At 34.7% G+C, this 26029-nt stretch carries 31 protein-coding genes; 17 read left to right on the top strand and 14 right to left on the bottom strand.

Annotated features, from left to right (window positions below; genetic code table 11):
• Positions 1-160: 160 nt before the first annotated feature.
• On the bottom strand, positions 161-358 hold the full coding sequence (locus tag AC0KUU_RS23495; RefSeq protein WP_116372649.1) for a hypothetical protein: 198 nt from the start codon (positions 356-358) through the stop codon (positions 161-163).
• Between the two features lie 122 nt (positions 359-480).
• Here AC0KUU_RS23495 and AC0KUU_RS23490 point away from each other — a divergent pair, with 122 nt between their 5' ends.
• From AC0KUU_RS23490 to AC0KUU_RS23480, 3 genes are all read left to right on the top strand, one after another.
• Positions 481-1746, top strand: a complete 1266-nt coding sequence (locus tag AC0KUU_RS23490) for a Y-family DNA polymerase (RefSeq protein ID WP_473453162.1) — start codon at positions 481-483, stop codon at positions 1744-1746.
• Positions 1747-1759: 13 nt separating this feature from the next.
• Positions 1760-1921, top strand: a complete 162-nt coding sequence (locus tag AC0KUU_RS23485; RefSeq protein ID WP_473453160.1) for a YolD-like family protein — start codon at positions 1760-1762, stop codon at positions 1919-1921.
• Positions 1922-2140: 219 nt separating this feature from the next.
• Positions 2141-2290: a hypothetical protein gene (locus AC0KUU_RS23480; RefSeq protein ID WP_216876358.1), complete on the top strand. Its 150-nt coding sequence runs from the start codon at positions 2141-2143 to the stop codon at positions 2288-2290.
• 526 nt (positions 2291-2816) lie between these two features.
• Here AC0KUU_RS23480 and AC0KUU_RS23475 read toward each other — a convergent pair.
• The 3 genes from AC0KUU_RS23475 to AC0KUU_RS23465 form a co-directional block, all read right to left on the bottom strand.
• Positions 2817-3296 carry a site-2 protease family protein gene (locus AC0KUU_RS23475; protein ID WP_216876357.1) on the bottom strand — a complete coding sequence of 160 codons (480 nt, stop codon included), beginning with the start codon at positions 3294-3296 and terminating at the stop codon, positions 2817-2819.
• A gap of 380 nt (positions 3297-3676) precedes the next feature.
• On the bottom strand, positions 3677-3802 hold the full coding sequence (locus tag AC0KUU_RS23470; protein WP_255286116.1) for a hypothetical protein: 126 nt from the start codon (positions 3800-3802) through the stop codon (positions 3677-3679).
• Positions 3803-3832: 30 nt separating this feature from the next.
• Positions 3833-4108: a GlsB/YeaQ/YmgE family stress response membrane protein gene (locus tag AC0KUU_RS23465; protein WP_216876356.1), complete on the bottom strand. Its 276-nt coding sequence runs from the start codon at positions 4106-4108 to the stop codon at positions 3833-3835.
• Positions 4109-4553: 445 nt separating this feature from the next.
• On the opposite strand from AC0KUU_RS23465, the gene AC0KUU_RS23460 reads away from it, so the two are divergent.
• A complete protein-coding gene (locus AC0KUU_RS23460) occupies positions 4554-4778 on the top strand; it encodes a hypothetical protein (RefSeq protein WP_098250289.1) in 225 nt (74 codons plus the stop codon).
• Between the two features lie 432 nt (positions 4779-5210).
• Here AC0KUU_RS23460 and AC0KUU_RS23455 read toward each other — a convergent pair whose 3' ends face one another.
• Both AC0KUU_RS23455 and AC0KUU_RS23450 read right to left on the bottom strand, forming a co-directional pair.
• On the bottom strand, positions 5211-5588 hold the full coding sequence (locus tag AC0KUU_RS23455; RefSeq protein WP_473453156.1) for a hypothetical protein: 378 nt from the start codon (positions 5586-5588) through the stop codon (positions 5211-5213).
• 17 nt (positions 5589-5605) lie between these two features.
• A complete protein-coding gene (locus AC0KUU_RS23450; RefSeq protein WP_098757569.1) occupies positions 5606-6790 on the bottom strand; it encodes an Alp7A family actin-like protein in 1185 nt (394 codons plus the stop codon).
• 352 nt (positions 6791-7142) lie between these two features.
• Here AC0KUU_RS23450 and AC0KUU_RS23445 point away from each other — a divergent pair, with 352 nt between their 5' ends.
• The 3 genes from AC0KUU_RS23445 (at position 7143) to AC0KUU_RS23435 (ending at position 10244) form a co-directional block, all read left to right on the top strand.
• Positions 7143-7352 (top strand): alpha/beta-type small acid-soluble spore protein, encoded by a 210-nt coding sequence (locus AC0KUU_RS23445; RefSeq protein ID WP_047934289.1) that lies wholly within the window; start codon positions 7143-7145, stop codon positions 7350-7352.
• 1066 nt (positions 7353-8418) lie between these two features.
• The gene (locus AC0KUU_RS23440; protein WP_205663333.1) at positions 8419-9552 is read left to right on the top strand and encodes an FtsK/SpoIIIE domain-containing protein; all 1134 of its coding nucleotides are present in this window, start codon (positions 8419-8421) and stop codon (positions 9550-9552) included.
• Positions 9549-10244 carry a hypothetical protein gene (locus tag AC0KUU_RS23435; protein ID WP_473050484.1) on the top strand — a complete coding sequence of 232 codons (696 nt, stop codon included), beginning with the start codon at positions 9549-9551 and terminating at the stop codon, positions 10242-10244. The genes AC0KUU_RS23440 and AC0KUU_RS23435 overlap by 4 nt, the downstream gene beginning before the upstream one ends.
• 1006 nt (positions 10245-11250) lie before the next feature.
• Here the strand turns inward: AC0KUU_RS23435 and AC0KUU_RS23430 are convergent.
• A complete protein-coding gene (locus tag AC0KUU_RS23430) occupies positions 11251-11466 on the bottom strand; it encodes a hypothetical protein (RefSeq protein ID WP_473453153.1) in 216 nt (71 codons plus the stop codon).
• A gap of 467 nt (positions 11467-11933) precedes the next feature.
• On the opposite strand from AC0KUU_RS23430, the gene AC0KUU_RS23425 reads away from it, so the two are divergent.
• A complete protein-coding gene (locus AC0KUU_RS23425; RefSeq protein WP_427599414.1) occupies positions 11934-13487 on the top strand; it encodes a DUF4365 domain-containing protein in 1554 nt (517 codons plus the stop codon).
• 97 nt (positions 13488-13584) lie between these two features.
• On the opposite strand, the gene AC0KUU_RS23420 is transcribed toward AC0KUU_RS23425, so the two are convergent.
• The 6 genes from AC0KUU_RS23420 to AC0KUU_RS23395 all read right to left on the bottom strand — a co-directional run bounded on the left by AC0KUU_RS23420 (position 13585) and on the right by AC0KUU_RS23395 (position 18421).
• The gene (locus AC0KUU_RS23420; RefSeq protein WP_074683322.1) at positions 13585-13806 is read right to left on the bottom strand and encodes a helix-turn-helix domain-containing protein; all 222 of its coding nucleotides are present in this window, start codon (positions 13804-13806) and stop codon (positions 13585-13587) included.
• 343 nt (positions 13807-14149) lie between these two features.
• Positions 14150-14629 (bottom strand): MerR family transcriptional regulator, encoded by a 480-nt coding sequence (locus tag AC0KUU_RS23415; protein WP_097826788.1) that lies wholly within the window; start codon positions 14627-14629, stop codon positions 14150-14152.
• A 131-nt stretch (positions 14630-14760) separates the two neighbouring features.
• Positions 14761-15057 carry a hypothetical protein gene (locus tag AC0KUU_RS23410; RefSeq protein ID WP_097826789.1) on the bottom strand — a complete coding sequence of 99 codons (297 nt, stop codon included), beginning with the start codon at positions 15055-15057 and terminating at the stop codon, positions 14761-14763.
• A gap of 19 nt (positions 15058-15076) precedes the next feature.
• Positions 15077-15865 (bottom strand): ParB N-terminal domain-containing protein, encoded by a 789-nt coding sequence (locus tag AC0KUU_RS23405; RefSeq protein ID WP_473453152.1) that lies wholly within the window; start codon positions 15863-15865, stop codon positions 15077-15079.
• 109 nt (positions 15866-15974) lie between these two features.
• Positions 15975-17276: a replication protein gene (locus AC0KUU_RS23400; protein ID WP_473453150.1), complete on the bottom strand. Its 1302-nt coding sequence runs from the start codon at positions 17274-17276 to the stop codon at positions 15975-15977.
• Positions 17277-17857: 581 nt separating this feature from the next.
• Entirely contained in the window at positions 17858-18421 is a 564-nt protein-coding gene (locus AC0KUU_RS23395) for a helix-turn-helix domain-containing protein (RefSeq protein WP_142166970.1), read from the bottom strand.
• A 1003-nt stretch (positions 18422-19424) separates the two neighbouring features.
• Here AC0KUU_RS23395 and AC0KUU_RS23390 point away from each other — a divergent pair.
• The 3 genes from AC0KUU_RS23390 (at position 19425) to AC0KUU_RS23380 (ending at position 22054) form a co-directional block, all read left to right on the top strand.
• Entirely contained in the window at positions 19425-20054 is a 630-nt protein-coding gene (locus AC0KUU_RS23390) for an HAD-IA family hydrolase (protein WP_165576191.1), read from the top strand.
• 86 nt (positions 20055-20140) lie between these two features.
• A complete protein-coding gene (locus AC0KUU_RS23385; protein WP_165576190.1) occupies positions 20141-21445 on the top strand; it encodes a sensor histidine kinase in 1305 nt (434 codons plus the stop codon).
• Positions 21446-21466: 21 nt separating this feature from the next.
• On the top strand, positions 21467-22054 hold the full coding sequence (locus tag AC0KUU_RS23380) for a response regulator transcription factor (protein WP_074682393.1): 588 nt from the start codon (positions 21467-21469) through the stop codon (positions 22052-22054).
• Between the two features lie 160 nt (positions 22055-22214).
• Here AC0KUU_RS23380 and AC0KUU_RS23375 read toward each other — a convergent pair whose 3' ends face one another.
• The gene (locus AC0KUU_RS23375) at positions 22215-22628 is read right to left on the bottom strand and encodes a helix-turn-helix domain-containing protein (RefSeq protein ID WP_165576189.1); all 414 of its coding nucleotides are present in this window, start codon (positions 22626-22628) and stop codon (positions 22215-22217) included.
• Positions 22629-22781: 153 nt separating this feature from the next.
• Here AC0KUU_RS23375 and AC0KUU_RS23370 point away from each other — a divergent pair, with 153 nt between their 5' ends.
• The 6 genes from AC0KUU_RS23370 (at position 22782) to AC0KUU_RS23345 (ending at position 26020) form a co-directional block, all read left to right on the top strand.
• Positions 22782-22997 carry a helix-turn-helix transcriptional regulator gene (locus AC0KUU_RS23370; protein WP_078990654.1) on the top strand — a complete coding sequence of 72 codons (216 nt, stop codon included), beginning with the start codon at positions 22782-22784 and terminating at the stop codon, positions 22995-22997.
• A 31-nt stretch (positions 22998-23028) separates the two neighbouring features.
• Positions 23029-23277, top strand: coding sequence for a hypothetical protein (locus AC0KUU_RS23365; protein WP_473453146.1), 249 nt, complete (start codon positions 23029-23031; stop codon positions 23275-23277).
• Positions 23278-23759: 482 nt separating this feature from the next.
• Positions 23760-24224, top strand: coding sequence for a hypothetical protein (locus AC0KUU_RS23360; RefSeq protein ID WP_456224592.1), 465 nt, complete (start codon positions 23760-23762; stop codon positions 24222-24224).
• Positions 24225-24252: 28 nt separating this feature from the next.
• Entirely contained in the window at positions 24253-24501 is a 249-nt protein-coding gene (locus AC0KUU_RS23355; RefSeq protein ID WP_205663111.1) for a hypothetical protein, read from the top strand.
• A gap of 21 nt (positions 24502-24522) precedes the next feature.
• The gene (locus AC0KUU_RS23350; RefSeq protein WP_371400020.1) at positions 24523-24828 is read left to right on the top strand and encodes a hypothetical protein; all 306 of its coding nucleotides are present in this window, start codon (positions 24523-24525) and stop codon (positions 24826-24828) included.
• A 67-nt stretch (positions 24829-24895) separates the two neighbouring features.
• Entirely contained in the window at positions 24896-26020 is a 1125-nt protein-coding gene (locus AC0KUU_RS23345) for a hypothetical protein (RefSeq protein WP_473453143.1), read from the top strand.
• Positions 26021-26029: the final 9 nt, after the last annotated feature.

Below are 26029 nucleotides of genomic sequence, written 5' to 3'. Positions count from 1 at the left end.
CCCTAGTTAATGATAGAAGTTCCTTGGGTACTCGCTGAAGAAACAGATTAATGTCCTTTTATATCCTAACTGCCACCTTAAACTATATTTTTAAAATAATAAAAAAGGTTGAGAAATGACATGCAAGCATTAAATCAAAACTCACCATATAAACTATTACTCACGAAATAACAGTAGCAATAATAACCTTTATGTAAGAAAGCTCTAAGGCCCACGGGCCATACTTATCTAGATTCAAACGATACATAGACCACCACTGTCCATTTTTACATTTAAAGAACGATCCGACAATCCATAAAAGAACTAAGAACAAAAACCATGAAGAAAAGATAATATAGTTAGGCATTTTCTTATCCAATGTTCCTATCTCTTATTATAGTAACAATAATCGGGAAATGGTATGATATTCCACTGTATAAAGAACATTTGTTCGTATATAATATATGGAACAAATGTTCTTTTATTTAAGGAGTATTTTCAATGGATGATGAGCAGTTACCAAACCGAATCATTATATGTATTGAAATGAAGGCGTTCTATGCGTCCGTTTCTTCTGTCATAAGAGGATTAAATCCGTTGAAAACAAAGCTTGCGGTGGTCGGAGATATCAAACGGTCGGGATCCGTTGTATTAGCTGCCACACCCTTATTAAAGAAAGAAGGGGTCAGAACAGGAAGTCGTCTTTTCGACATTCCTAAAAGGAAAGATATCCATGTGGTGAATCCATCCATGGAGAGATACATCAAGGCGTCGACCTATATTTCGAGCTTGGTGTTACAGTATGTGGCGCCTGAGGATTTTCATGCCTATAGTATTGATGAGCTGTTTATTGATGCGACAGCTTCGTTACATCTGTTCGCTCGTACACCAGAAGAGTTAGCCCATAAGATTATTAACGAGATTTATCGTAAGACACGCCTGACAGCTACGACAGGCATAGGCCCTAATCTCTTATTGGCGAAGGTAAGCTTAGACCATGAGGCAAAGAATAGCCCAACAGGAGTGGCGTATTGGCGATATGAAGATATTCCCTTTAAGTTGTGGTCCATTCATCCAATGAAGGATTTCTGGGGAATCTCCTCTGCTACGGAAAGACGCTTGAATCGTTTAGGTATTCACTCCATCAAAGAACTAGCTCTTTCTTCTGTCGAGATGTTACGGAAAGAATTTGGTGTCCTAGGTGAAGAGTTGCACCAACATGCTAATGGCATTGATTACAGTCGCATTTCGGATGTGTATATCCCTAGCTCTCGTTCGTTTGGCAAGAGTCAGATTCTCTCTCGCCATTACACGAATCGAAAAGAAGTGGAGTTGTTGCTGTTGGAGTTATTAGACGATGTGTGCTTTCGCTTACGCATGCATCAAGTGGTGGCTGCAACCATCCAGTTATCGATTGGCTACAGTAATCAAGCAGGTGGAGGCTTCTCCAGACAAAAGAAAATGGGAAGAGCTTCGAACTTAAGCCAAGATATCTTTCCGTATTGTTTAAGCATTTTACATACGTATGATAGTGGGATGCCGATTCGTTCTATTGGCATCTCACTATCCAACACCAGTATTCAAGAAGAGGAGCAAATGAGCTTATTTGAGGACATCGATCAGCGTGAAAGAGCCTATGCTCTTGCGAAAACGATTGATGAAATTCGAATGCGTTATGGCAAGAATAGTTTGCTAAGGGCTTCAAGTCACCTCGAGCATTCAACAGCTCGTTATCGAAATGGCTTATTGGGAGGCCACAAAGCGTAAGGAGGACAGAAACATGGAACATAGAGGAATGAAGAAATGGCGCCCTTTTGCTACGTTGCCAGAGCAATACATAGGACTACAGGAGATTATAAATAAGGAAGTAGAAGTAACTCAACCTGTTTTAACAGAAGAGCAAATGGAACAAATCAATTTCACGTTAATTGAAGCCTTATAAATAAACAAGTGTATCTTACATATTACAAACAAGGCCAATGCATAACAGAGACAGGATTCATTCAGTTTGTTGATTCTCTTGGGGATTTATTTATTTTTATTGATGACGTATTTGAATTAAAGAATAAAATGAGGTTAAGCGAGCTCATCGATGTTCGCTTGTCTTAGTTCCTGAAGAAATCGTGTACAGGAGAGCATTTATTTGGGTGGAGGTACATTTATGTACAATTTTAGAGTATACACGTTACGTGACGGTTCGAAGAGAATCATTAAACTAAAAGAAGGAGAATCCTTTAAACAGGAACTCCAAAGAGCCGGTATTCAAGAAACGCAAATTTTCCAGATGCAACTAGTGGAAAAAACAGAGTAATTTTAACATGCCCCCTTTTATCTGTATATGTTTGAATTTTATTTTTTTGGTTAAAATCTATAATCAACTAACTTTTTTTTTAGCAGTATGTGATCCATGTGACCTTCTACTCTCTATGAGTAGAAGGGTTTTTTATTTGTTTAAGTTCTTTCCTTTTGGGTATACAAATAAATGTAAAGTTATCTAAGTCATCTACCTTTGTTTATAGTATGTTTCTATCTTGCCTTCTATCTATAGGATAGAGGCTTTTCCAATGTAATCTGTTTAAGCGATGAGCTTATTGGCAATGAATAAATGTGTTACCTTTCTCGCAAGGTATACAATGACATTTCCATCACACAAATGACCTTCTACCTGACACGAGTAGAAGGTTTTTTGAGATCAATTATTTATCAACATCAACACTAATTGTTGAATTAACCACATTATTTAAAGTAATTTTATTTTTATCATCTACTTTATTACGTAAAGAGGAATCCCGTGTAGCTTCGCAACCCCATCACTTCACATCATTATTTCAGCTTTCTTAATCAGGGTTACATGTTATTTTCCCATATCTCAATGCATCATAAATAGCACGTCCATCACTTAAATTTGTTTCTGTATATTTGATAGGCAGTAGCGAGAAGACAATATAATAAACAGAAAAGTAGACAAACTGGTAAGAAAAAAGACTTGCTGGAAGGAAGTCAGCTATAACTAAACCATTTATAAGGAAAATAGAAGCTAAGTTAGCGATGGCGCCTCCAGCATAGACACAAGCATGGGTGAATCGGTTATCGTATTTTAGTTTTTCATATGCACAAAAAGAATCTAGAAAGTAAACTGATTTTATTTTAATTTTCCTCCATTTAAAAATCGTTTTTCCTTTTCCAATGGTAAAATCCACTCTTCCTCCGAAAAAGATTGCCATGATAGAATGACCTAATTGGTGAACAAGAGATACAAGTGGTAGTACAAGTAAGAAAGAAAACAAGAATTTAGGCATATCACTGAATCCAAACACACTTCCATCTCCTTTATTATGAAATGATTTACTAAATGGCTAGCTTATTAAGGTAGATAAATTCTTTTTGATAGTGGAAAGAATTTTCCAAGCAGTGGATGTATCTTCTTTAATCGTATGTACAATCCTCCGTTTGGCACTCTGAAAAGGCTTCAATCAAAGAGTAGGACCAATCGGTTTTTAACAACGCAGTAGTGAAAGTGATCAATAATCTTTGAGCATGGCCAATAAAGAAGAACATCTTCACCTCATTTTTAAACGTTCTCCATAACAATAAACGACCCTATGTATCGTAAACCAAGTTACTAAGGTCGCTTATGTTATATTCTGATTTATTATTTTTTTCTCTTTTTCTTTATAATAAAATATTTGGCTTCTCCTTAAGCTTCTGAAGGAATTTCGCTCTCATGATTAAGTTGATCGAACAAATAAGTAAGGTAAGAATCTAATTCGAATTGATTATCTTCAACAAAACCATCTAACACAGACTTACTTTCTTCTCTCATCTTTAGTCCCTCCAATTTATGTTTTTCAATTTATTTTGCGTGATGACCATGATTCTTGTTTCGACCCATTTTTCGTAAAATAAAACTTACAATTAGTACTAAAATGATAGATCCAATTATGGCTGGGATGATAGCAAAACCACCAACGACTGGTCCCCAACTTCCCAAGATCAGACCACCTAACCAAGAACCGATAAATCCAGCGATAATATTACCAATAATACCTCCAGGAACGTCACGCCCTGTAAGTAAACCAGCGAGCCAACCGATAATTCCACCTACAATTAGCATCCATATAATTCCCATAAATCATTCTCTCCTTATAATAAAATAGTTAGTTGACTTTACCCCCGACTAAAATCCATTAATCCTGTTATTTTATTCCTTAATAAAATTTTTCTCCTTATGCAATAAGATCATATAGCCATGCTTGCGCTTTATTTTTATTCTTTTGGGATTATTAAACTAAAAGAAGAAGGATCCTTTAAACAGGAACTTTAAAGAGAAGGTATTTAAGAAAAATCAACTTTTTTAGATGCAAATGACCAAACGTAAATAATAAAATACTCAACAAAAAGAACCATCGTAAATTCGATGGTTCTTTTTGTTGAATAAGACATTTATGAGTAGTAAGCATATATGTTGTCAGAGATGCATAGAGTGTACGTATACAAATAATACTAGCTAAGTTGCACATGACATCACTGATTTAGCGATACAAAGCAACCTTTCTAGGAAAGGGGAATGTAGTATGGAATTTCTCAAGAACTTTACTGTTCAAAGTATTTTCGTTGTTTTAATTTTATCAATGTTGGGAAGTTGCTTATGGGGAATTTGGAAACATGCACTGGAACATCCAAATTCCACTATAAGCGAAGTGCTTTCTCTACCTGAAATGAAAATCTTAAAATCATGTTTGTTTTTAGCATTTGTAGTAATTGGTTTTTACCTTCTATACCACATTTACGCAAAATAATGATTTTTTATTTAAAACTACATGGTTGGGGCCATGTAGTTTTCTTTTAGAAATCAAATAATTTATGAGCATATAATGGATTGATCTAAAATATACTTAATGGTTTATTTATAGTTATCTATCAGTCTATCCAAAAAAAACTATACTCAATCATATGAGATGACGACTATTTATATGAGGAGAATTTTTATTTTATTTGAGAAATATGTAATCTGACATAGTCAGCTTTTAGAGTGGTTAGGGGCTTTTTCACATGAATGATAAATACATAGACAAAAAAATCTCCAAAAAAAGTTGAATTTAAAAATTTATAGCTATTTTTATACAAGGCATTTTACCTTGATTATCGTAAAAAGCTACTATCTGTTCCTCACAGTTTCGAGTGAACCACAAAAAGAAAACCACTAGAATGGGTTCTAGTGGTTTTCCAGTTTAAAAGTCGCTATATTCTTCTAAGTCATCATCGTCTAATGAACCAGATATATTCTCTAGATCTGCGACTTTTCCTTCTTTCAGTTGAGGAACCTTTGAAGGCTCTTCTTCTTTGAAAGAATCGCTTCCTACAAAACCTGTTGTTTGGGCTAATACCTTTAAATCAGCTAGTTCATTCTTGATATGTTCAAACATCTCGTAGGTTTTCTTGTCTTCCATTGCTTTTCTTCCAGTAGATGCATCATCTAGATCACGTAGAATTAAAGATGAGATATAATCTCCTAACTTACGCGATTTAGCATATGTAGCCAGTTGATTATACACTTCATCACTCAATCGATTTGTCTTAATGGTAAACGCATTTTGGCGTTCTGACATCCTTATCACCTACGTTGTTAGGATTTAACGGCTTTCTTCTCTGCTGCTTGCTTCTTCTGAACGTAACCAATACTACGAATTTCCAAGCCAAATAAATTTAAGTGACGGCTATCTTGGGGAACCTTATGATACTTGTCCGTACGTTCTTCGCCAATTTTTTCACGCATACTATTCATGATAGCGACTTCTAAAGTAGGAGCTACCCCGCCACAGTACACATATTTACGCACTTTATTCGCTGGTGGTGGTGCGACATCATTTAATTTAGCCAGTAAAATCTCCACATATTCTCGAAGAGAAGACTTGATTGTACTTGTTAAATCAATGGATTCACCTGTATTTTCGTTTTTTAATACAAACTTTTGCTTGCTGTAGTTATCAAGAATAAATTGATCAAAGGCACGTAAGTCCGTAAACAGTTCTAGGAATTTCTCTTTACGCAATTTATCAATATGCGCTAAATAAGGAATGCCTTCAATGCTTTGGAATGAATCACGACTATTGGCAGCTTTCAACCCTTCGGGTAGAATAACCACATCAATGGAACCACCACCAATGTCCACCATAACCGTTTCACATTCTACATACTCATTCGCATCTTCACGATCTTCAAGGGTTAAGTCTTTTTTTAACGCAAAACGTGCACTTTCTCCCTCTTTTAAGCATGCACTTTCTTCTACTACTACCTTTAACGTATTTTCAAAACCAGGCGTATGTACAGTAAACGTATGGTCGCCTAAGAAGCGATTAGCCATCGCTTTTTGAGCTGCCCCAAATGTACTCTCTTTCTTAAGGAGCCAGATTGGTAACATCGTAGAAAAATAGTCAATTTCAATTGTGTTGTCTTTTTTACCTTTCGCATGTAACGCATGGTAATACGCAATGGCAGCTAAAAAGGTGATGTATGGAATATGACTTGTAATCTTATTATGTAATTTATTAATGTGATTGTTGGCAAGTAATTGACTTGCGGCAATGTCACCGACTAAGAAATAGCGCTCTTTCTCTTCTCCCTGAATAGTTGTGGAAAGTAAAATACGCTTCTTAAATTCTTCTGGAGCTGTCACCGCATCTGTAAAAAAAGAATCTGCAGCTTCTTTTTGCAGTTCAACTACATTCGTTGGAAAATCAAATAGATATCCATCCATGATGTTCATATCAACAGAGTTTCCGCAATCTTTATTAAAACGTGAAATTTTCATTTCTATACACCTCATCTTTTAAGTTGAACTTATATTCAACTCATTGTACTTGATGTAGGATAAATATTCAATATATGAGAACAATTTAATTATCTACAAAAACTTACATCTATCAACAATTATCCGAATTAAATAGAATTTATATTCACATACGATGTTCCACCAATATCTTACTAAAAATTAGCAACACAACAACTACAAAACCTACTGACTGGGCCTTTTTTGTGCTTACAAACACAAGTAACTTTATTAATGGAGTAATATATAGTGAAAAATTATTTTTTTATTTTATGAATAACTCATTCTCCTTTTACACATGTTAACGTTACAACCAATAAAGGAGATGGATAAAATGGCAAACAATAAAAATAGCAACACAAATGAATTATTAGTATATGGTGCTCAACAAGCAATTGACCAAATGAAATATGAAATTGCTAGTGAGTTTGGTGTTAACCTAGGTCCTGATGCAACTGCTCGTGCAAACGGATCTGTAGGTGGAGAGATTACAAAACGTCTGGTACAAATGGCTGAGCAACAACTTGGCGGCGGACGTTTCTAAGACAATTGTAGAATCGTGGCTAAAGGAAGAATGGTGTCCATTCTTCTTTTTTTCTATGATTTAAATAAAAAGAAACACGCGCATAGCATAAAGAAGCCCCCATCAACATTGATGGAGGCTTATATCATTTAAACATAACTGTTTTTCCCTTGTGAAGCCTTATCGCTATGTATATCGGTTCATAACGAGAGTGCCCGGCATTCTTCGAGTAGATAAGTAAAAGCCACTTGTAGACTACAAGTGGCTTTTTGCTACGTTGAACACATTAAATGATTCACGTATTATTTCCAACTATAGTATAACACGAATAATCATCTATTTGCTTTATCAAGTTTTGTTTGGACATGTTCTAAGACATAAAGCATACGCTGGGGACCTCCTCTACTCTCTTGTCCATTTCATGAAAAATGAAGGCGATTAGTCCAACCCCTAGCATATAAAAACCGAGCACATCTTACATAACTACCTACTAATCCCCTACTGCAGTAAGGGTTCTTTTGTATTTTTTGACTGGACAGGCAAGCTTACTGCAGTAGCTACATAGTATCTAAAGAATCATGACTTCATTACCTAATCAGTATCTAGTTCAGTATCCCTACCCCGTTAATACAAGCTGTATACGCCTCGTGAAGCCGTTTATAGAATCTGTAAGGGAGCTGAGCCGAAGAGGCGAAGGGGGCGACCGGATGCGGTGAGCTAAAAAAACAGGTACGCCAAAAGCAAAAAAATTAAAAGAGTGAAAGAAGGTATCAACATGAGAATAACTCATTATAGTACTTTTCAAAAGTTCTTCCATAAACCATCCTTTAAATCCTCAACAAAACCTCGTCCCTTCAGGGCTTATTCCTTTGTCCCTTTTAGTCCATTTGCTATGCTTGACCCCACCATTCTTACTATAGGAGGCATTGTCTTAGGAATTGCTATCATCGAACGAATATTAGAACGATGGGGTGTAATTGATCTCGTTGATCAGTTCTCAAAGGTAATGCGCTTTATCTTGCCTGTCACCTTTTATGGGGCCTTATTTTACTTCTTTGCGACATTTATGTTTTGAGGAGGGATTTAGATGTTTGAAAAACTAAAATTGCGTGGAAAACTTATTAAAGCGTTTCGTACAGCAGAGATTTATCGGGTCATAAAGCGTGGGGATCGTACCTCCTATCAATTTCCGAAGATCCATCAGATCGATCATCAGCACACCTACACCCGGTATGCGTTTTCCTTATTGAATGGCATTGATCCTGAACTTTTAAATAAAAAAAGATGGGCCTTACGACAAGTATTAGGCAGCAATATCGAAATAAACGGCAGCTTAAAAAACTTTAGTATCACGGTTCACCACAAAAGCCTACCTAAGATGCTCAATTATACGTATGAAGTCATTCATCCTCATATTAAGAAAATGGAGCTTCCCGTATGTATTGGTCAAGATATCTATGGAAGCCCCGTTTCATGGGATTTTGCTGATTTAGAAACCTTATTGATATCTGGCGAAATTGGGGCCGGAAAAAGCAGTCTCATGCGTGTGATCCTCACAACGTGGGTGAAATATGCCTCTCCTAAAGACTTACGCTTAGTGTTAGTGGATCTTAAACGAGCTGATTTGGGGTTATTTCATGGGATTGAGCATGTGGATGCGCTTTGCTTTGAGGCCAAGGATATGCGAAAACCTTTTGCTTTATTACGAGCTGAAATGTATCGAAGAGGCGATTTATTGTTAGAGCATGGGGTCACTCATATCAGCAGGCTACCTTTTAAGCTGCCTCGTATCGTTGTGGTAATTGATGAAATGTCCATCGTGAAGAGAGAAACGGATCTTGTAGAGATGATTCAACAGTTTGCGAGTCAAGGTCGTGCGTTAGGTGTTCATACGATTATTGCCATGCAGCGTCCAGATGCCGATTTGTTGAATTCAGCACTAAAAGCAAACTTACGAGTTCGGATCTCTGGAAGGCAAGCCGATGCCACGAATGCAAAGGTGGCAGGTGTACTTGGGGCAGAAGAAATCGATGCCGCAGCCAGGGGACGCATGAAAATTAAAATTGATGAGGTCAAAGAGTTTCAAGCCTATTTCTTAGATGAAGGAGCTTGTAAGGAAATACTTTCACCTTATAAAACGCTCGTGAAAGACCCTGAACCAGAACTAGAAGTAGTATCACAGTCTATTTTTGGTTTATTAGAGAAGGAGGAGCAGCGATGAGTTTCCGTTTATCTCAACGTGATAAAGACATCATTGGGTTTATCAACCAGTTTCGAGCCGTAGATCGAGACTCGTTGGTTGAGCTGTTCTTTAAACAGCTGAAATCGCCTGTAAATGCGTGTAATAGTGTGATGGTACGTTTATATCGATTAGGGGTAATTGAACGCACTCAGCAGTATTCTCCAACCGTCTATTTGCCTGTGGATGCAAAAATCAAAAAGAACTCTCAAAAAATATTACATTTCCTTTCTATCTTGGATGTCTATAAACAAATGTGTACGTATAGTGTGCCTAAGAATGTCATTGTCGAAGATAAGCCCACCGGACGAAAAGGAGGGATTGAACCGGATCTCTTTTGTATTTTTAAAGGATCTCCTTTTTGGATTGAAATTCAACGAAATCAGTATTCAGAACAGAAAATGCAAGTGAAGATTAACCTTTATGAAGAGTTTTTCTTTTCGGATGAATGGAAGGCATTGCATTGGCAGCCAGAGGACCGATCAGCTATCTTCCCTTCCGTTATTTTGATTACGCCTGTTCGTTACGCGGTGTCTTCAGAACACATCCGAATCATACAAGTAGCAAGTATTCATGAACTTATGGAGAAATATAAAAGTTCTCATAAAAAACAAAGGGAAGAAAGACCAAAAGTAGTATCATCGTCAAATGGAATCAAAATTAACTTAACATAGGAGACTAAGAAACTATGTTTTCTAATAAAAAAGAAAGCTACCCCATCGTTGCAGGACAGGTAGCTTTTGAGGGAATTCATAAACTAATTTATAAAAAGTCTGAATAACTTTATAACAAATTAAGAAATAAATCAATACAAGTTGACCTTGAACATATATATAACGTGCATTTTTTATACATCTTCCTCTCACTTGGGTATCGAGTAAACGTAGTCATATCAGGGATGTATAAAAATCTGCATATATGTAAACTAGCTACTTGGTGTCTTGAAATAAAAAAGTCCCATTGATATTACTCAATTTAAAGAAGGAGCTCTTTCTATCATATATAGCCCAAAAACAGAAAAAACAACTGGGTCCGTTCAGTTGTTTTTCTGCTACATTTATTTGATTAAAGGATGGAAACTTTACAGCTTCTTGAGTAGTTTGTTCATAACATGTGAAATTATTCAATCTACTAGACACAACAAAAAATAGACATAATATTTTAATTAATCAGTTTATTTTGCAATCGCTTTCATTTATAATAAGAGTAGGTTGGATGGCATGAGTGGCTGTCATAGTATTTAGCGTAGGCGGGGCTGGTACGAGGGAACAGGGCATAAAAGAAATGTCCTTTTTTATTTTCATGAAAAAGGTAAAAATAACATTTGATAATTTAAGTCAGGAAATATAACAGAATGATGGTTTTTTTATTCTAATTATGTAAAATGAAGTTGTGTAGAATCTACATAAAAAAGAAAGGATTACCTTTGGGGATAAGGTAGTCCTTTTTTTATTGGTTCGAAAATCACACAAATATTTATATTTTCAAAATATTAAGTGATGACATTGATCATCATAGATAGTAAGATATAAGTGGTCAGCCTAACGGTGGGTTCACGTTTGATAACCCGAATCATGCTTATAGGAAAGAGCATTTCTCATTTGAGAGGAATGCTCTTTTCTCTGTATAAGAAAAAGCAGGTTTAAGCCTGCTTTTGTAGCCTTAGAGGCTATTTTATAGTTAAGAAGTACGTATTAGTTCTTGTGAGGATTCTTGATACAAATTCAGAAACTGTTGAACAGCTTCTGTCATACATGATGTATTCCATTTCTTTAAGATACTTCTTTTTTGATTCTTAATCGCGCACTCTTCTTTATGGAAAATGTCTTGTGTTGCTGAAATAGAATGACCATCAAGAGCAAAGACTTCTTGTTCTACTTGAGTTATTTGATTCATAAATACTTTCTATTCCAGGGTTTTACATTCTTTTTCTGCACTCTTTAGCCCAGCAACTTCACCAACTAAATCAGACGCTACACTCAAGATATTTTCAATACCCATTAATAGTTTTTCGCTTTTATCCATGATAAGGCCCTTCTACTTTTTGAGGGCAACCTATGTTATAATAAAAGTCCGTTACGTACTAAGTTTTGACAGGGGGGTGCTTTCCTAGCCGGGAAAGTGCCCTTTTTCATTTTATTTTGTTTGGACTTGGATTGTTTATAATAATGTTTGATCAAGAATCTTGTATATAACAGGATTTTTTTGTTTGATAGTAAACCCATTTCATTGACTAAGAAATAGCTGAGAAATACACTCGTTGGATTTAATTTATCTAACGAATGCTGTCTCGTTGTTGCTATACTAGGATTCGATGAGTTTTTAACGACTTAAATGTTCATCATGAAGAAGGAGAGAATTGAATGGTTACAACAAAAACCCCAAAAAAGGTTGCAGTAAAAGATCTAGAAACTGATACAACAAATGTTGAACAGCTAGCGTATTATCGAATATTAGCTCCACTAAAAGTTAGATCACTCTTATCTCATCTTAATTCAAGTGAAAAGAAATCTATTTCCTTTGATTTTAAAAAAATGAAAAATGGGGATTTAGATCCTTTACGTCACACATTTATAGAAGAGGTAGACAAACAGCAAACAGGCTCTACTGAAACATCCGAAAACAAAGAATCTACACCTTACAAAGTAGATTTTGTTAACATGCAAAAGAAAGCTTTTAATTTATATGAAGGAATAATTCACATATATGGTATCCCAGACGACGGTATTAAGTTACCAGTGGAGGAAGTTAAAATAGATGAGTTGAAAATTGGAAAAAACGAAGTCGTTTATATGAACAATGAATCCACCCTTGTTACTTACCAAATCATTGAAACAGAGAAGGGATTCAAGGTCGTTATAGAAGATACTTTAACGTTGGACTTTGATAGGAGAAAGAAATCTGGTCTATTCCATCTAGAAAGAGTAAAAAGCCTCGGTTCCTATATGAAATGTTTACGATTAATAAACTATTACATACAGCGCAATAAGTTTCCTTTTCAATCTCTACAGTTATCTGGTGGGACATTAAATTTAAAGGGACATCTCCAACAAATTGAGGAAGAGATTGAATCCTACAAAGAACTGATAGATATTTGTACTCAAATTGGAATAAATGAAAATTATATATTTGATGATAAGGAAGATTTCCCTTCCCTATTCAATGCTATAATCAATATCTTTAAAAATAAACAATATAGCTTACTAAATATTCATCAAGAAAAACTAGAAAAAACGGAGATAATCAATATTGAACTTTCCAAATATGTGAAACTAGCATTAGTATATGCAGATGGATGTTTCCTTAACCTTTATAGTGAAGAAGCGTTAAAAATAACGGGTAGATATTCGTCTATACCAGATGTAGCTAGTAATCACGGGCAGGATACTGTTGAACCTGTTATGTTATCTGATAATCGAGAAAATTATGACCAAAAATTAAGCATTTTCGCTTCTCGAAAAATTGAAGAAATGGTGAAAGATACAAACTTTGATTTTGACATAGTAAAATTATCTTTTGCCGATGAACATCATGATATACAAGCTGACTTAACAATTACTAGTTCTTTAGAGTATATAGACTTTTATGATAAAACCCTCGATGAAAATTATTTAGAGCTTGCTCTTGATCTAAATCAACGATACTTAGCTAATTATCCACAAGATGATATTGCAAAAATTAATATTTATCTCATTAAACTCAAGCAAGGCCATGAATTATCAGAAGATGAACAAAATGATCTTTATAACATACAAGCAAGAGCAGAAATGAATAACGAGCAAACAATATGTTTTGCATGTGAGGTTTTGTTGAAAAATAAGACAAAAGCGAAGAGAAAATTTGCTACTCTTCCTGATGAAGAAAAAGAAGAAATCATGGAATTTCCAATCTACCGTTTTTATCAAAACTTGGAGTAGTATACTCATTTTCCTCTGTATATAGATTGCTAGTAAACTTTTATAAAGTTTTTTATCCTTAATGCAATAAATAAGCCCTATTTGCCTATGATAGGGCTTATAAGTTAAAAAAGTCCTCTACTTTCGCCTTAGAGTCAATTTTTTTTAAAATATTCATTACTTTTTTTATGGTTGAGCCAGATGGAATATAATTTGAGTCATTATAAATTTTACTAACTGTATGTCTATTTAAATTAGTTGCTTTAACTAATTTGGTTTGAGTATAGCCCTTGCCCATTAAGTATTTTCCTAACTTACTTTTTTTAGTGATTTTAGGCATACTAACACACTCCTTTTTATAAAGGATGGACGTATTCTAAAAAAACTATACATTTTTGTATAAAAAAACAGGCAAAAATCTTAATTTACAACATATAATAAACTATAAAATAAACAGTATATAAATATTGCTTATGCAGAGTTGGAATAATGTCGATATTTTGGTCATAATCATATAGCATGAATACAGTTAAGACCGCCTTATACACTGATACATATTGGGCGGTCTTTGTTGTCAATATTCTTTGAAATTGAACTTCACACAAAAAACCTTTTCTCTCTAGATGGAGGGAGAAGGTTTTTTGTGTGAATAATAGATAACGAGATACCACCATTGTAGAAAATCATTTTTCAAAAAAGGTTTTTAACCACTTATAAAAACTCTTCTTTTGCTGTTGTGCTTTTTTTAACGCCCGAATTTCACGAGCCATTGAAATTAATTGACGTTCGCGTTCCTCAAATTTCGCATCGATATAGCTTTGTATCTCTTTCATTTGCATCTCACGTGGTTCTAGGCTAAGGGTTTGCTTTTCAGTTGAAATGTTAGGTGGAGTGGCTGGTATTTGTACTAAGTTAAATTTTTTTGCAACGGTTATAACGGCTTTTTCTAAGGTCATTTCGGGATGAGCATAAATTCTTTTTAGTTCATGAAAGATGGTAACGTCGTCATTTGTATAAGCTAATCTACCTTGTTTTTTAGTAAAGTGCACACCAATTTTGGCAAAATGGAAGTTGTATTTTCGTATAGTTGATATGGGCAAACCAAGTATATCGGCTAATTCTTCGGTGGTATATGCTGCTTCTGCGGTTATGACTCTCAACATATGATCACCTCCTCTTATCAAGAGAACTATTCTAGGTATATATGTAAAAACCTTCAAATAATAAGAGGACCATATTTGGTGTTTTGTCATTTTGCCGTTAATATACCAATCTAAATCCTACTCAAAATGATTTAATTTTCATCTACATTCTCTGCTTGATTAAAATATTTAATCGTTTTGATATCTCCGTTTTTGAATACAATAACCTTTTCATCTTCATGAAAGGACACTTCTTTAATTTCTTTGTCATTGTCATCCTCGGGCTCTTCGATTGAATGAACAAGACAATGGATGGCCTGATCTAACTTTCTATCAGCCGTATTCAAGAAGGATACATTCAGGCCTAGATTTGCAAGAAACTCCCGGTGCTTTTCCAATTCATCAGACGCCTTTTGAATATATTCAATCGCTTTTTGTTTATTATTCATTTAGTAGACTCCTACACCCTTATTTTTGATATTCATAGACAACAGGAACTTGATCCATTTTGACCGTTTTGGCCACGATATAACGACGGTAGCCATCTTTTAAGATCTTTGATCCTTTTTCAATCGTTAATGGCTCATCTAGGCGTCCTGTACGCTTCACAAAATCGATCACCTTTTGCGTTTTTTCAGGGTTTGGGCGTGTCTTTAAAAACTCTTGAGGAACGATAATCTCATCAACGTTCAATAGATCCTGAGTTCCCTTCGGCTGGTTGGATAGTGTTGTCTTTTTTTCCTCGGTCTTTTTCTCTTCTTTAGGCGCTTGTTGTACTTCTGGCTGAATAGGCTTTACCTCTTTCTTCTCTTCCTTTGCTATGGGTTGAGAAACAGGTGCTTGCGCTTCTTCCTGTTTTTTAGGTTCCGTGTTCTGCGAGACCTCAGAAGACGCAGAAACCTCTTGTTTAGGTTCTTTTTTCTCTTCGGACTGATTCTTCTCTTTATCATTTTTGTTCGGGAGAACGGTAATCTGGAAACAGATGACTCCTACTTCACCAGGGCATTCATCAATGGGAATGTCTAACGTTGGTTCCCCTTGAATTAAGATTTTTTCATGCATGATACTTTTCTTCGTGAGTCCGGTTTTATTAAAGGCTTTCTTCGCAACAAAAACTGTATACGAAATAAACGTACTTTTCTTCAGACCTTTAGGCGCAGATGGTGACCCTTTTTCACGCATATCAAAAGCAACGTAGCGATCGTACTCTCGTAGTGGTCCTGTGGCTGATCCGGTTAAGGTAATTTTATGTGGCATAATGTTCTCCTCCTGCGTGGATTTTTAGTTATTGTTTATTTAGAACATAGTTCTAAATAAACAGACTCTATTGAAACATCAGCTTCTAAGAGATTTCTACTTTTTTTGATTAAGAAGCTGTGTCTTTTAACTGATTCTTTTGACGCAAACATTCTTGTTCCTCTGGTGTCAAAGCTTGTCCTAGGTCTTGTTTTACCTGAGCTATTTCAAACAAACTGTACGTAGAACTGTGTTCTTGCAGCAAGTCCCCTTCTTCTGGTGTTAGCTCTTGTCCTAGATCTTGCTTTAACTGAATCATTTCAAGCTGTTGATCTACTGTAACTTCTGTTTCTTGTTTAGGTTGGTCTTGCTGCTGTTCAGCTTTTAACCAATCTGGAACTAGTTCTTTGCGGATAATTCGTTTTGGTGTAGCTAGTGTCGTTTCTTTGCTTTCGTTATGTATAACTTCTTGTTGGTTTGCGTATACTGATGAATAATCCTGGTCTTTAGGCTTTACTAAATCGTAGAATTGATTTTTCGCAATTTGATAGATTAATCGACACATATCCCGCAGGGATAAAGGATTCCCTTGTTGATTGGCTTCATGCACATATTTATCTAATCCAACAACGGATGTATACGCAATGTCATGTACTTGTTCTTTCTCAATCGTAATCTCTGTATCTCGTTTTACGGCTTTTGCAGCATTTTGAATACGAGCATAAAAGTCTTGTAGTTGATGTCCATATTTACCTGCATAGACTTGATTGACTTTCTTAGGCACACCCTTGATATAAGTGAAGGCCTGTGAAACAGATATTAAATGATTATTTATATGATTTACAGGTAAATCAAGGTTAATAAAGGCATCAGGTGATTTATCGGCCTCTAAGCTTGGTGTATCAACGTTTTCAGAACTTTCTTGATGCGTCACAGGACGTGTCACAGGAGTGGTCATTTCTTCTTGTTTAAGTGTCTGTACACCTGTTGTATCATGAGCAAAAAAGATTTCGTCGCAAATTTGCTGAAAGTTTTTATGACTTTTAAGGACAAATACATAACTGTCAGGATGAGTACCTGTTGCATCCTCTTTAATGTAACGTGCCACGAGTACAAACGGAGTTGCTTTTAATGAGCGTACAAAACGAGAAACCGTACTTTTGGACACATTAAATTTCTTCATAAGTGTTTCAGAACGGATCGCTTGAATGCCCGTAGCCACTAGGTTATAGATGACGTGATCGAGCATTTCCATTCTCTTTTTAGGAAATTCTTTATGTATAGCAGATTGTTGTTGTTTAAAGTGGATACGAAGATTTTCTAAAAACTCTTCTTTCTTTTTACGTAGTATAGATTTGTTGGTCCATAACCATTTGAACCGTCCATTGAAGGTGTCTACATCTTTTAAATAACAGGTTAATATTTTTGTCATTTGTTCATCTTCTCCTTTAAGGAACACAAAAAAGACACTGTTTCCCTGGAAAAAGGAAAACAATGCCTTGATTTTGATGAACTAAGCCCTTGAAATAGATGTCAATTTCGTATAAAATAAAAACATAAGTTTTATTTTATAGAAAAACTAACTCTATTAACAAGAGACTTCGACAAGTGTTTTCCCTACCGTAATTAGGGTGAACGGTTTAAGAGTGTTGCTGCACTACTTAAACAGTTGAAGTCTTTTTTCTATTCCGGACATTTTTGTTAGTTTAATTATAGCGTTAAGTAGTCTTATAATTCAATAAAAAATTAGTAAAATATATCAAAACAAGTATTTTTAGCTACGCAGATGCCATATTAGTGTAGATATTGAGTCCATCATATATGAGATTTTTAGTTTTGGGGAGGGGAAATTTTTTTCCCCTCCCCAATTATCTTAGAATGTGTTAGAATTGTTTTTTTTTATGCCAAAAGCGTTTAGATTATGTAAATCATCAAATGATAACAACCCTTTTAGTAAATCGAGACCGACCATATAAATAAAAGAACCATAACGATTAATTCGTTGGGGTTCTTTTATTTACCAAATAGTTTTGAGAGGAAGCCTTTCGGTTCTTGTTGTTTGTCAGCATGAAGCTGTCGCATAGTATCAATTAACATTTGATCACGTTCAAGTTGTCGTTTTTCACGCTCTGCTGCTTTTTCTTCATTAGTTGCCGCAGTTTGTCGCATTACTTCAGCCATTGCCTGCATAGCATTTGCCATTTTTTCATTTTGACGTGCTAAATCTTCATTTTGCGATTCCAACATTTCAACTTTCGTTAAGATAGTTTTATATGCTTCAGTTAACTGTGTCAAAACTGGAGCATTCTCATTTGTTTCTCCTTCAACAACAATATCATGACCTTCCGAAGCAAGCAAAGCACGAATATAGTCATTAGGATGCCCTTCGGCTTTCAAGTCTTCTATAAGTGACAACACAGGAAAAATAGATTCTTTGTATTTCTTTGTCCGGCCTTTTCCGACAGTGTGCGGTTCTACAAATTCCTTATATGTATGGAGCCAATCATAGACACTAGACCTTGAACGCCCTAATTTGTCTGCTATTGCCGTTAAGGAATACACTTTTTCGTAATCCATTGCAGGAAACCTCCTTTAGAAAATACATCATGACATAATGATAACATAATAGAAACGTTTTATACCGTACAAAACAACATTTTGAACAAATAAAGACATTAAGAAAACAAATAGATTCGTACAAAACGACATCTTGTACATCTTTCCGACGAATTTTCGGACAAATGACATCTTTAGTTGAACTTGTTCGAGTGATGGTTTAACTTGTCCAGGATGTAGTGTACATGTCGGAAAAGTTAAGTTCACCTTAAGTTAAACTAAAGGTGATTTCAGTTTAACTTAAGGTGAACTTATTTAGAGTGCAAAACGTAGTTTATATTCTATAGCGATATTTATCTTTGTTAAATGTGAAACTGACACACCTTTAAGTACAAGCTTCGGATTAAACACAGGTTAGTTAATGTACAAAAGATAAGTAGTGGGCTGTTGGAATATTAGATACTGTAAGTTAAGGTTAGGTTTTAACTTGTTATTTATGTAAAAAAGTATAATTATAGGTACGTTAGACGAGGGACCTCCATGAAATTACTGAACAATAGTATGACTAGAATCATTACATTTTCTCTTATAATTGGTTTGATCCTTGCTTTTTTATTTACCATAAAAGTTTTACTGTTACAATTCTTAGGAGTAGAACTGCTTATCGTTGTAGCAATTCTTTGTATTCTTTCATTTTTTACTATTTTCGGCCCGATAATATTGGCAGTTATTGCAATTGGAGGGCAATCTTAGGTTTTTTTCTTAATTATCGGAATAATAGGTTTGGTTTTTATGCAAAAAACAAGACTATTGAACGTTGTTTATTTGGTATAAAAAGTAAACGTATGAATAATATTCATTTTTATGTTAATAAAAAACATTTATTTAGGTCAAATATAATCATCTAATAACTATAATAAATGTAAATAAAAGGATTTATGTTCTATTTGAAATCAAATGGTAGTTTGATACGATAAAACAAAAACTAATGTTCTATAAATTTAAAAAGTTCTAGGAGAATTATATGAAAAAAGTTATACTGTTTAACTTCAATGGCACTATTGTAAATACAAAGCTTTTAGCAATTGATATTTTTAATGAAATTGCTAAGAAGCAAGGTTATAAAAAAATTAGCGAAGAAGAGGTATTACACTTAAGTACATTATCAATACGTGATCGTTGTAAGACGCTCAATGTACCTATATATAAGATGCCTCTGGTTGGGATTGCAGTAAAAAGAAGATATCAAACGTTTATACCTAATTTAACACCTGTACTTGAAATAAGTGAAATTCTCAAAGAACTAAAAAAGAAAGGTTATAAATTAGGCTTTTTAACAAGTAATAAGAAAGATGCAACCAGTGAATTTTTAATAAATAATTCCATTAATATTTTTGATTATAGTCAATATACATTCAACCCTTTTTCTAAATCAAAAGATATTTCAGTGTTCTTGAAAAATAACAAATTAAAAAAGGAAGAAGTTATTTATATAGGAGATGAGTTAAGAGATATTAAAGCTGCTAAAAAAAATGGACTTCTTTGTATAGCAGTATCTTGGGGGTATGATTCGTTAGACCTTTTAAGTACAGGTAATGCAGATTTTGTGGCAAAGCAACCAAAAGATATTTTAGACATTTTGTCTGGCACCTAAGAATGTTATTTATATTTGTTTTTAATTTACTATTTGCCATTATTCTGTTCATTACTCAACCTAAAGAAAATGAAGCAAACCGATGGATGATTACTTTTGCAATGTCTGGGGGGATAGGTGCATTATCAGAAGCCATATTGACTGACATTATACCAGGTGTACATAAATTTGGAGTTGAGAGTATATCCAATATATTATTTACAGCACACATCTATTTACAATTTTTAGGTGAAGTTATTTCTCCCTATGCTATTCTAATGTATTCAATTGTTTATTCACAAATAGTTAAAGGGAAAAGGAAAAAAGCTTTAGCTTATGTGCTTTCTTTACCAATGGTTTTTATGATATTTTTCACTGACTTTCACCCAGATATAGATATTAACTTTCGCATCCTTTTAATTTGGTCTGCTCCATACTTTTTGATTGCTAGTTTTATTATGTTTTGTACATGGCGTGACGAGATAAATGTTTATCAAAGAGAGCAAAAGTTTCGAGTCTTTATCGTGCTCGTCCCTGCATGGTTAGGTGTGTTTATATTTAATTACGTTCTTAGGGCTATTGATTCACAGACAGAGTTGTTTCGAGTTGTACCTATGTTTTTCTTCGGGGCTTATATATTCTTTATTGGATATATCTTTCTAAATGGTGCCTTTGGAATTAAGGTGAAAGTAGAACAACAGCAAATATTAGATAAGTCCATTCAAATAATGAATGGGGGAACAGCTGTATTGAATCACACTATTAAGAACGAAATAAGTAAAATAAAGTTTTTCTTTAATATTGCTCAAAATTCTATTGAAAAAAGAGATCTAGATGAGGCTGAGAAAGCAATTGATTCAGTTTTTTCTGCAATTGAAGGAATAGATAACATGGTGGATCGTATTAGAGCAAAGACAGAGGAAATTGTTCTGAAAGAAACAAATGTAGAAATGGTAAACTTAATCACAGATTGTGTACGTGGAGTAGAGAAGATTTTTAATGCCAAAGGTATCAAAATAAAAACTGAATTCACGGTTGATACAATATTATATGGCGATCCAATTCTTTTAAAAGAAGTAGTAAACAATATCTTAAACAATGCTATGGAAGCCATTGTTGTGACAGAAGGGTTAATCCATATTCAAATGTTCAAAATGAAAAATGGTGGAATTAGTATTGAAATTACTGACAATGGAGTTGGGATCTCAAAAGAAGAATTAAATCGTATTATGGAACCCTATTTTTCTACAAAGAAAAACATTAAAAATCATGGTTTAGGACTTAGCTTTTGTTATAAAACAATTAGAGCGCATGATGGTGAACTTTCAGTACATAGCGAAGTAGGAAAAGGGACTTCAATGATTATTAAACTTCCTAAATCTAGGATGATCTCTACAAAAATTAGCTCATAACCAAATGGGAGGTAAATCTACATGAAAGATAAAAATATAAAAGTAATTCTAGTAGAAGATGATCCTTTTTGGCAAAAAAATATATCCATGTATATTGAAAAAGAAGCAGATGATATTGAGGTTATAAAGATTGTTGATTCTAAAGAGAAAGTTCTAGAAATTGTAGAAAATGAAAGTCAGATTGATATAGTTCTTATGGATATCAATCTAACGGCAGCTAATCTTGATGGAATTGAGATTATTGAAATATTGAGTAAGCAAAAGATCAAAGCAATCGCACTTACTTCAATTAATGAGCAAGATGTTATTGTTGAATCCTTTGAATCAGGAGCAGTTAATTATATAAATAAGAGTAGTATTTATGATATTATCTTGGCTATACGTGAAGCAGTTGAAGGTAGGAATCAAATCCACTCAGATGCTGCTGGAGCTCTATTGGGTAAAATGAGAGAAGAAAAGAAATTGCGTAGTCTTACATCTTCTGAAAGGGAGGTATATAACCTTGAAAAGAAAGGTTATAAAAAAAGGGACATTGCTGAACATCTATATAAAACTATAGATACTATAAAAAAACACTCTCGGTCATGGAGACGGAAACTAAATGCTTAAAAGGGATCTTAGTATTGATACTAAGGTCCCTTTTTTTGATGAAATTAAATTCGGAAAATAAACTAACTTTTAATTATAGCACATTTTTTTGATATTTGAGGAGGGGAAAAAAGTTTCCCCTCCTGCAAATGAATAAATTCTTATAACATATATTTAAGGGTTATTTATCTGATATTGAATGAATGAATTTTGTTAAGTATTCTTTCGCTTCAGGAGTTAGATTATTGAAGTCTTTCAAGAACGACATGTGATTAAGTAAAAGGTTCTCTGCTATTTCAATATCTTCTGGTGCCATAGTACTTAGTATGATATTAATTCTTTCATCATTACGATCAAGGACGTTTAAATCTAAATTCTTAGTAATTTCTGAAGGAAGTACATCGTATAAAGTAATTCCTAAAACCTCACAAATCTTTATCATTACTTCAAAAGAAGCAAATCTGTCTCCACGCTCGATCCCACTAATTGTGGTTTGAGATGTATTAGAGAGCTTTCCTAACTCGACAGAACTTATTTTAAGTTCTTTTCGATAATCTTTTATTTTTGTACCTATATACTTCTTTAATTCATTCATATGATCTACTCTCTTTAAAGTTTTCTTTTAATTTTATCAAAGACTGAAAGTAATGTGAAATCAACAAATTAAACAAATTTAGAAAAAATATACGAATTCGGTTAAAAAACTATTTACAAAATATACGAAAATGAATACAATGTAATTAAGGAGGTGCTGGAAATAAAGACCATAAAAGAAAAGAGGTTGGAGAAAAAGTGGAGTCAAACCTATCTAGCTCAACTGTCGGGAGTCCCGCAACCCACTATTTCTCAAATTGAAAATGGGACTCGTCAATATCCGACGTTTGAAAATATGAAGAAAATCGCAGAGGCATTAGATCTTAGATTAGAAGATATTTTCTTACCAAGTCATAAGGATATGAACTAAGTTTTAGAATACTTAACGAGGGGCGATGAATATGGAAGCAGAAAAGCGACTAGCATTCTATGATATATCAGATGCACGAGCGAAAAGTGCCAAAACCTTTGATGGAAAGTTGTATACGTTAAAAGGAGGGGTAGCTGTAGAAAAAGAAACGGGCGATATCAAACGTGTAGCTGATATTTATTATGAAGTACGCTCAGTGATGGATCAGGCTCATACCATCGTCGCCAAGCGAAGAAAAAAAGATGAAGAATTGAAGGAAGTTTTACAAAAGACCTGCTAGTTCTTAGATGCAGCATACAAGCGATTTTGAAACGTGCCGAGAGCACGAGAAGTGGTACCTTGACAATTTTATATTGCGTGCCTCCCCTAAACGGATCACAAGGGGGTTAAGGTATACGATAACGAAAAGGTTCGATGAGTGCGTCCTAAAACTCATCGGTGATCTAGCACCAAAACAGTGACGGTGTATCCATGATCTGTAAAGAGTGATGACGTGAGGGTAACTCCGAAGAAGCGACAACTCTCCAAACAGTAGATACACGAGGTTCTTCGTACATGCCGAAAACGTTGTGCATTATTGGGCTTAGTGAAAACTATGCATGCCAATATAGGGTTTGCCCTTCCAGCCAGAAACGGGTATATATTTCCTTTCATAGCCTTGAAAAGACAGAGATGATCGCTAAACCTATGGTAAAATATGACTCTCGGTAGGTTTCAGAATCGCTTGTTATGTCTGAATATTAAGAACAAAGGAGAATGGTTATGAAAAACAAAAAATGGTTACTTTCTGCGGTTGCAGGAATCGTTGTGGCTCTTGGAATAGGCACAGCGTTTGTCTCTTCCTACAATTCAAGTGAAGTGAAAGGAAATGGTGAACTAGAAGAATTACATCCACTAGAAATGAAAAAATTTATGAAAGAAGATGGCACAGGATTTGTGATGTATTCCTTTGAGGAAAGTAAACGCGATATTTACATGAATGAGGTAGAAAAAGCCTTAAAAGAACAAGAGGTAGACGGAAAGGAACTAGATAGTAACGATCCTCAATATGATGGTTCAAAAAACCAAACAGATTATGGATTGACACAGAATGCGGAAACTTTAGCTGCCTATAAGGATGGAGAATTAAAACAACAAATTAAATTAAGTGACTATGATCCATCGCAGTTAGAGGCAGAACTTTCTCATTTTATTGAAACATCGAAAGAACTGTATTTCGAAGAATAAGAGGTAAGCTTTGAAAGGTGGTGGTATCTTGACGATCTCCCAAAAGGAATTAAAGAAGTCCAAAGACCTTGTGGAAAAGTTGCTAAAAGTAAATGGAAACAAATACAATGACTGGCTACATCAACAACATCAACAATTCATTGAGGAAAATCAAGATTTAATTCTTCAAGCATTAAGTGCTTTTACAGGTCAAGAAGAAGAGGAGGAGAAAAGCGAACCAAAAGTAGCTGAACAAGTTCCTGTAAGACCAACAAGTATTCCAGTAACACAAAATTAACGAAAAAGAGGAGTGAAACACATGTTAGATTTATTGAATAGCGTAGATATGACGCAGCTAACCTCTCATTTAACGTTAGGTGCAGCCGATGGAATGTCGGGATTAATTGAAAGTGGAAAGTCTATTATCAAATGGATGCAGCGTATTGCGATGGTGGCGGCAGCTCTTGCTTTTTGTGTAGGTGGGTATCACTTAATCTTAGGTGGAGAACGAGGTCGCCATAAATGTATCGCATGGTTTGTTGGGGGCGCAGTTGGTTTAGTAGTTGTGATGGGTGCTTATGCATTAGCTGAAGGTGTCAATACAAATATCCGATTCGGAAGTTAAGAAAGCTATACAGTCGATTGTATAGCTTTTTTCTATGCTCATTTTTAGACGAAAGGAATGGAGAAACATGCTGTCTGTCATGTTTATAAAAAGTGAGACAAGAGAGTTAAAGCCATTTCAAAAGTTATCAATTTCAGATGCTTGCGAGATAACAGAAACATTAGAAACACAGTATCAACGTACTAGAAAAAAGGCTTATGCTGATTTTTTTATCCTCGATGAAGAGGATCATGAGGTATATGCAGGGACATTATCCATTGGATCAGGTCTTGCTCGTCATGTAGTCGATCATATCAAGAAAAAGTTAGGCAGTTTAAAAATGGATGATATACAAGAAGCTCGAAAGAGAAGCTTTCTTGAACAATTGGAAAAGGAAGTACCGGACCATCTGAAAACAACAGATGGTTCTTTTTCTTTAGAGGAAGAAACAGAAAATCATATGCAAACGACTCAAACACCTGTTATTTCTACTCGTAATCGAAGGTTGATCTATGGGGGAGGGATTTTATCCCTTCTTATCCTTTCAGCAACGTGTTTTTCGACGGTAGCTACTTCTCAAGATCGAGCTGAAACCATTCAAGATTTACAAAAACAAGTCAAACTCGAACAAAAAATAACAGGAACATATGAAAGGGCGCTCTTAGGGGATTCACAAGGGGCTTTAAAAAGGCTTTCTTCTATTGATGAACAAAGCCTTACAAAAGAACAGAAAAACGTTTATATGAGCCTTCTCGTCGATCAAAAAAAGTATGAGAAGGCTGTTAAACTTCAGGGAGACCATCCAGAAGTAGTGGAAAGCATGATTTCAAAGAAGGGAGATGTTAATACGTTAAAAGAGTTTCAACAAACGTTTCCTTCGCCAAATGGAGCTTTTGATCTTGCCTATCACGAACAACGTTGGGAAGATATGATGAGCCAATCAGGAGTAGAAATGACTGATAAACGATATGAAATGAAGGCTTATGGATATCTGAAGCTAGATAAAGTAAAGGAGGCCAAAGAAGAAGCAGCACATATTCAAAGCCAAGACTTGAATCAAAAAATAGAAACCTATGAAAAAACGAAAAAGGAGATAGAAGAAACGAAAAAACAAGTGGAGGAAGAGAACAAGAAGGACAAAAAAGATGAAAATAAAATTAAGTCGTTAACGGATCAGCAGAAGAAACAAGAAGAAGCTTTAAAGAATTTATAAGAAAGGGTG

It is taken from the genome of Priestia sp. ST2 (assembly GCF_055810735.1).
The sequence above is the reverse complement of the archived record's forward strand: the minus strand, read 5'-3'. Positions and strand labels throughout refer to the sequence as shown.

Excerpts from the sequence above, each read along its gene's own strand:
- AC0KUU_RS23360 (WP_456224592.1), top strand. The coding sequence starts at position 23,760 with ATGAAAAACAAAAAATGGTTACTTTCTGCGGTTGCAGGAATCGTTGTG.
- AC0KUU_RS23470 (WP_255286116.1), bottom strand. The coding sequence starts at position 3,802 with ATGAGAGAAGAAAGTAAGTCTGTGTTAGATGGTTTTGTTGAAGATAAT.
- AC0KUU_RS23465 (WP_216876356.1), bottom strand. The coding sequence starts at position 4,108 with ATGGGAATTATATGGATGCTAATTGTAGGTGGAATTATCGGTTGGCTC.
- AC0KUU_RS23350 (WP_371400020.1), top strand. The coding sequence starts at position 24,523 with ATGTTAGATTTATTGAATAGCGTAGATATGACGCAGCTAACCTCTCAT.
- AC0KUU_RS23460 (WP_098250289.1), top strand. The coding sequence starts at position 4,554 with ATGGAATTTCTCAAGAACTTTACTGTTCAAAGTATTTTCGTTGTTTTA.
- AC0KUU_RS23415 (WP_097826788.1), bottom strand. The coding sequence starts at position 14,629 with ATGTTGAGAGTCATAACCGCAGAAGCAGCATATACCACCGAAGAATTA.
- AC0KUU_RS23410 (WP_097826789.1), bottom strand. The coding sequence starts at position 15,057 with ATGAATAATAAACAAAAAGCGATTGAATATATTCAAAAGGCGTCTGAT.
- AC0KUU_RS23400 (WP_473453150.1), bottom strand. The coding sequence starts at position 17,276 with ATGACAAAAATATTAACCTGTTATTTAAAAGATGTAGACACCTTCAAT.
- AC0KUU_RS23455 (WP_473453156.1), bottom strand. The coding sequence starts at position 5,588 with ATGTCAGAACGCCAAAATGCGTTTACCATTAAGACAAATCGATTGAGT.
- AC0KUU_RS23420 (WP_074683322.1), bottom strand. The coding sequence starts at position 13,806 with ATGCCTAAAATCACTAAAAAAAGTAAGTTAGGAAAATACTTAATGGGC.
- AC0KUU_RS23435 (WP_473050484.1), top strand. The coding sequence starts at position 9,549 with ATGAGTTTCCGTTTATCTCAACGTGATAAAGACATCATTGGGTTTATC.
- AC0KUU_RS23375 (WP_165576189.1), bottom strand. The coding sequence starts at position 22,628 with ATGAATGAATTAAAGAAGTATATAGGTACAAAAATAAAAGATTATCGA.
- AC0KUU_RS23395 (WP_142166970.1), bottom strand. The coding sequence starts at position 18,421 with ATGGATTACGAAAAAGTGTATTCCTTAACGGCAATAGCAGACAAATTA.
- AC0KUU_RS23450 (WP_098757569.1), bottom strand. The coding sequence starts at position 6,790 with ATGAAAATTTCACGTTTTAATAAAGATTGCGGAAACTCTGTTGATATG.
- AC0KUU_RS23385 (WP_165576190.1), top strand. The coding sequence starts at position 20,141 with ATGATTACTTTTGCAATGTCTGGGGGGATAGGTGCATTATCAGAAGCC.
- AC0KUU_RS23480 (WP_216876358.1), top strand. The coding sequence starts at position 2,141 with ATGTACAATTTTAGAGTATACACGTTACGTGACGGTTCGAAGAGAATC.
- AC0KUU_RS23380 (WP_074682393.1), top strand. The coding sequence starts at position 21,467 with ATGAAAGATAAAAATATAAAAGTAATTCTAGTAGAAGATGATCCTTTT.
- AC0KUU_RS23490 (WP_473453162.1), top strand. The coding sequence starts at position 481 with ATGGATGATGAGCAGTTACCAAACCGAATCATTATATGTATTGAAATG.
- AC0KUU_RS23485 (WP_473453160.1), top strand. The coding sequence starts at position 1,760 with ATGGAACATAGAGGAATGAAGAAATGGCGCCCTTTTGCTACGTTGCCA.
- AC0KUU_RS23345 (WP_473453143.1), top strand. The coding sequence starts at position 24,896 with ATGCTGTCTGTCATGTTTATAAAAAGTGAGACAAGAGAGTTAAAGCCA.
- AC0KUU_RS23405 (WP_473453152.1), bottom strand. The coding sequence starts at position 15,865 with ATGCCACATAAAATTACCTTAACCGGATCAGCCACAGGACCACTACGA.
- AC0KUU_RS23365 (WP_473453146.1), top strand. The coding sequence starts at position 23,029 with ATGGAAGCAGAAAAGCGACTAGCATTCTATGATATATCAGATGCACGA.
- AC0KUU_RS23445 (WP_047934289.1), top strand. The coding sequence starts at position 7,143 with ATGGCAAACAATAAAAATAGCAACACAAATGAATTATTAGTATATGGT.
- AC0KUU_RS23430 (WP_473453153.1), bottom strand. The coding sequence starts at position 11,466 with ATGAATCAAATAACTCAAGTAGAACAAGAAGTCTTTGCTCTTGATGGT.
- AC0KUU_RS23390 (WP_165576191.1), top strand. The coding sequence starts at position 19,425 with ATGAAAAAAGTTATACTGTTTAACTTCAATGGCACTATTGTAAATACA.
- AC0KUU_RS23440 (WP_205663333.1), top strand. The coding sequence starts at position 8,419 with ATGTTTGAAAAACTAAAATTGCGTGGAAAACTTATTAAAGCGTTTCGT.
- AC0KUU_RS23425 (WP_427599414.1), top strand. The coding sequence starts at position 11,934 with ATGGTTACAACAAAAACCCCAAAAAAGGTTGCAGTAAAAGATCTAGAA.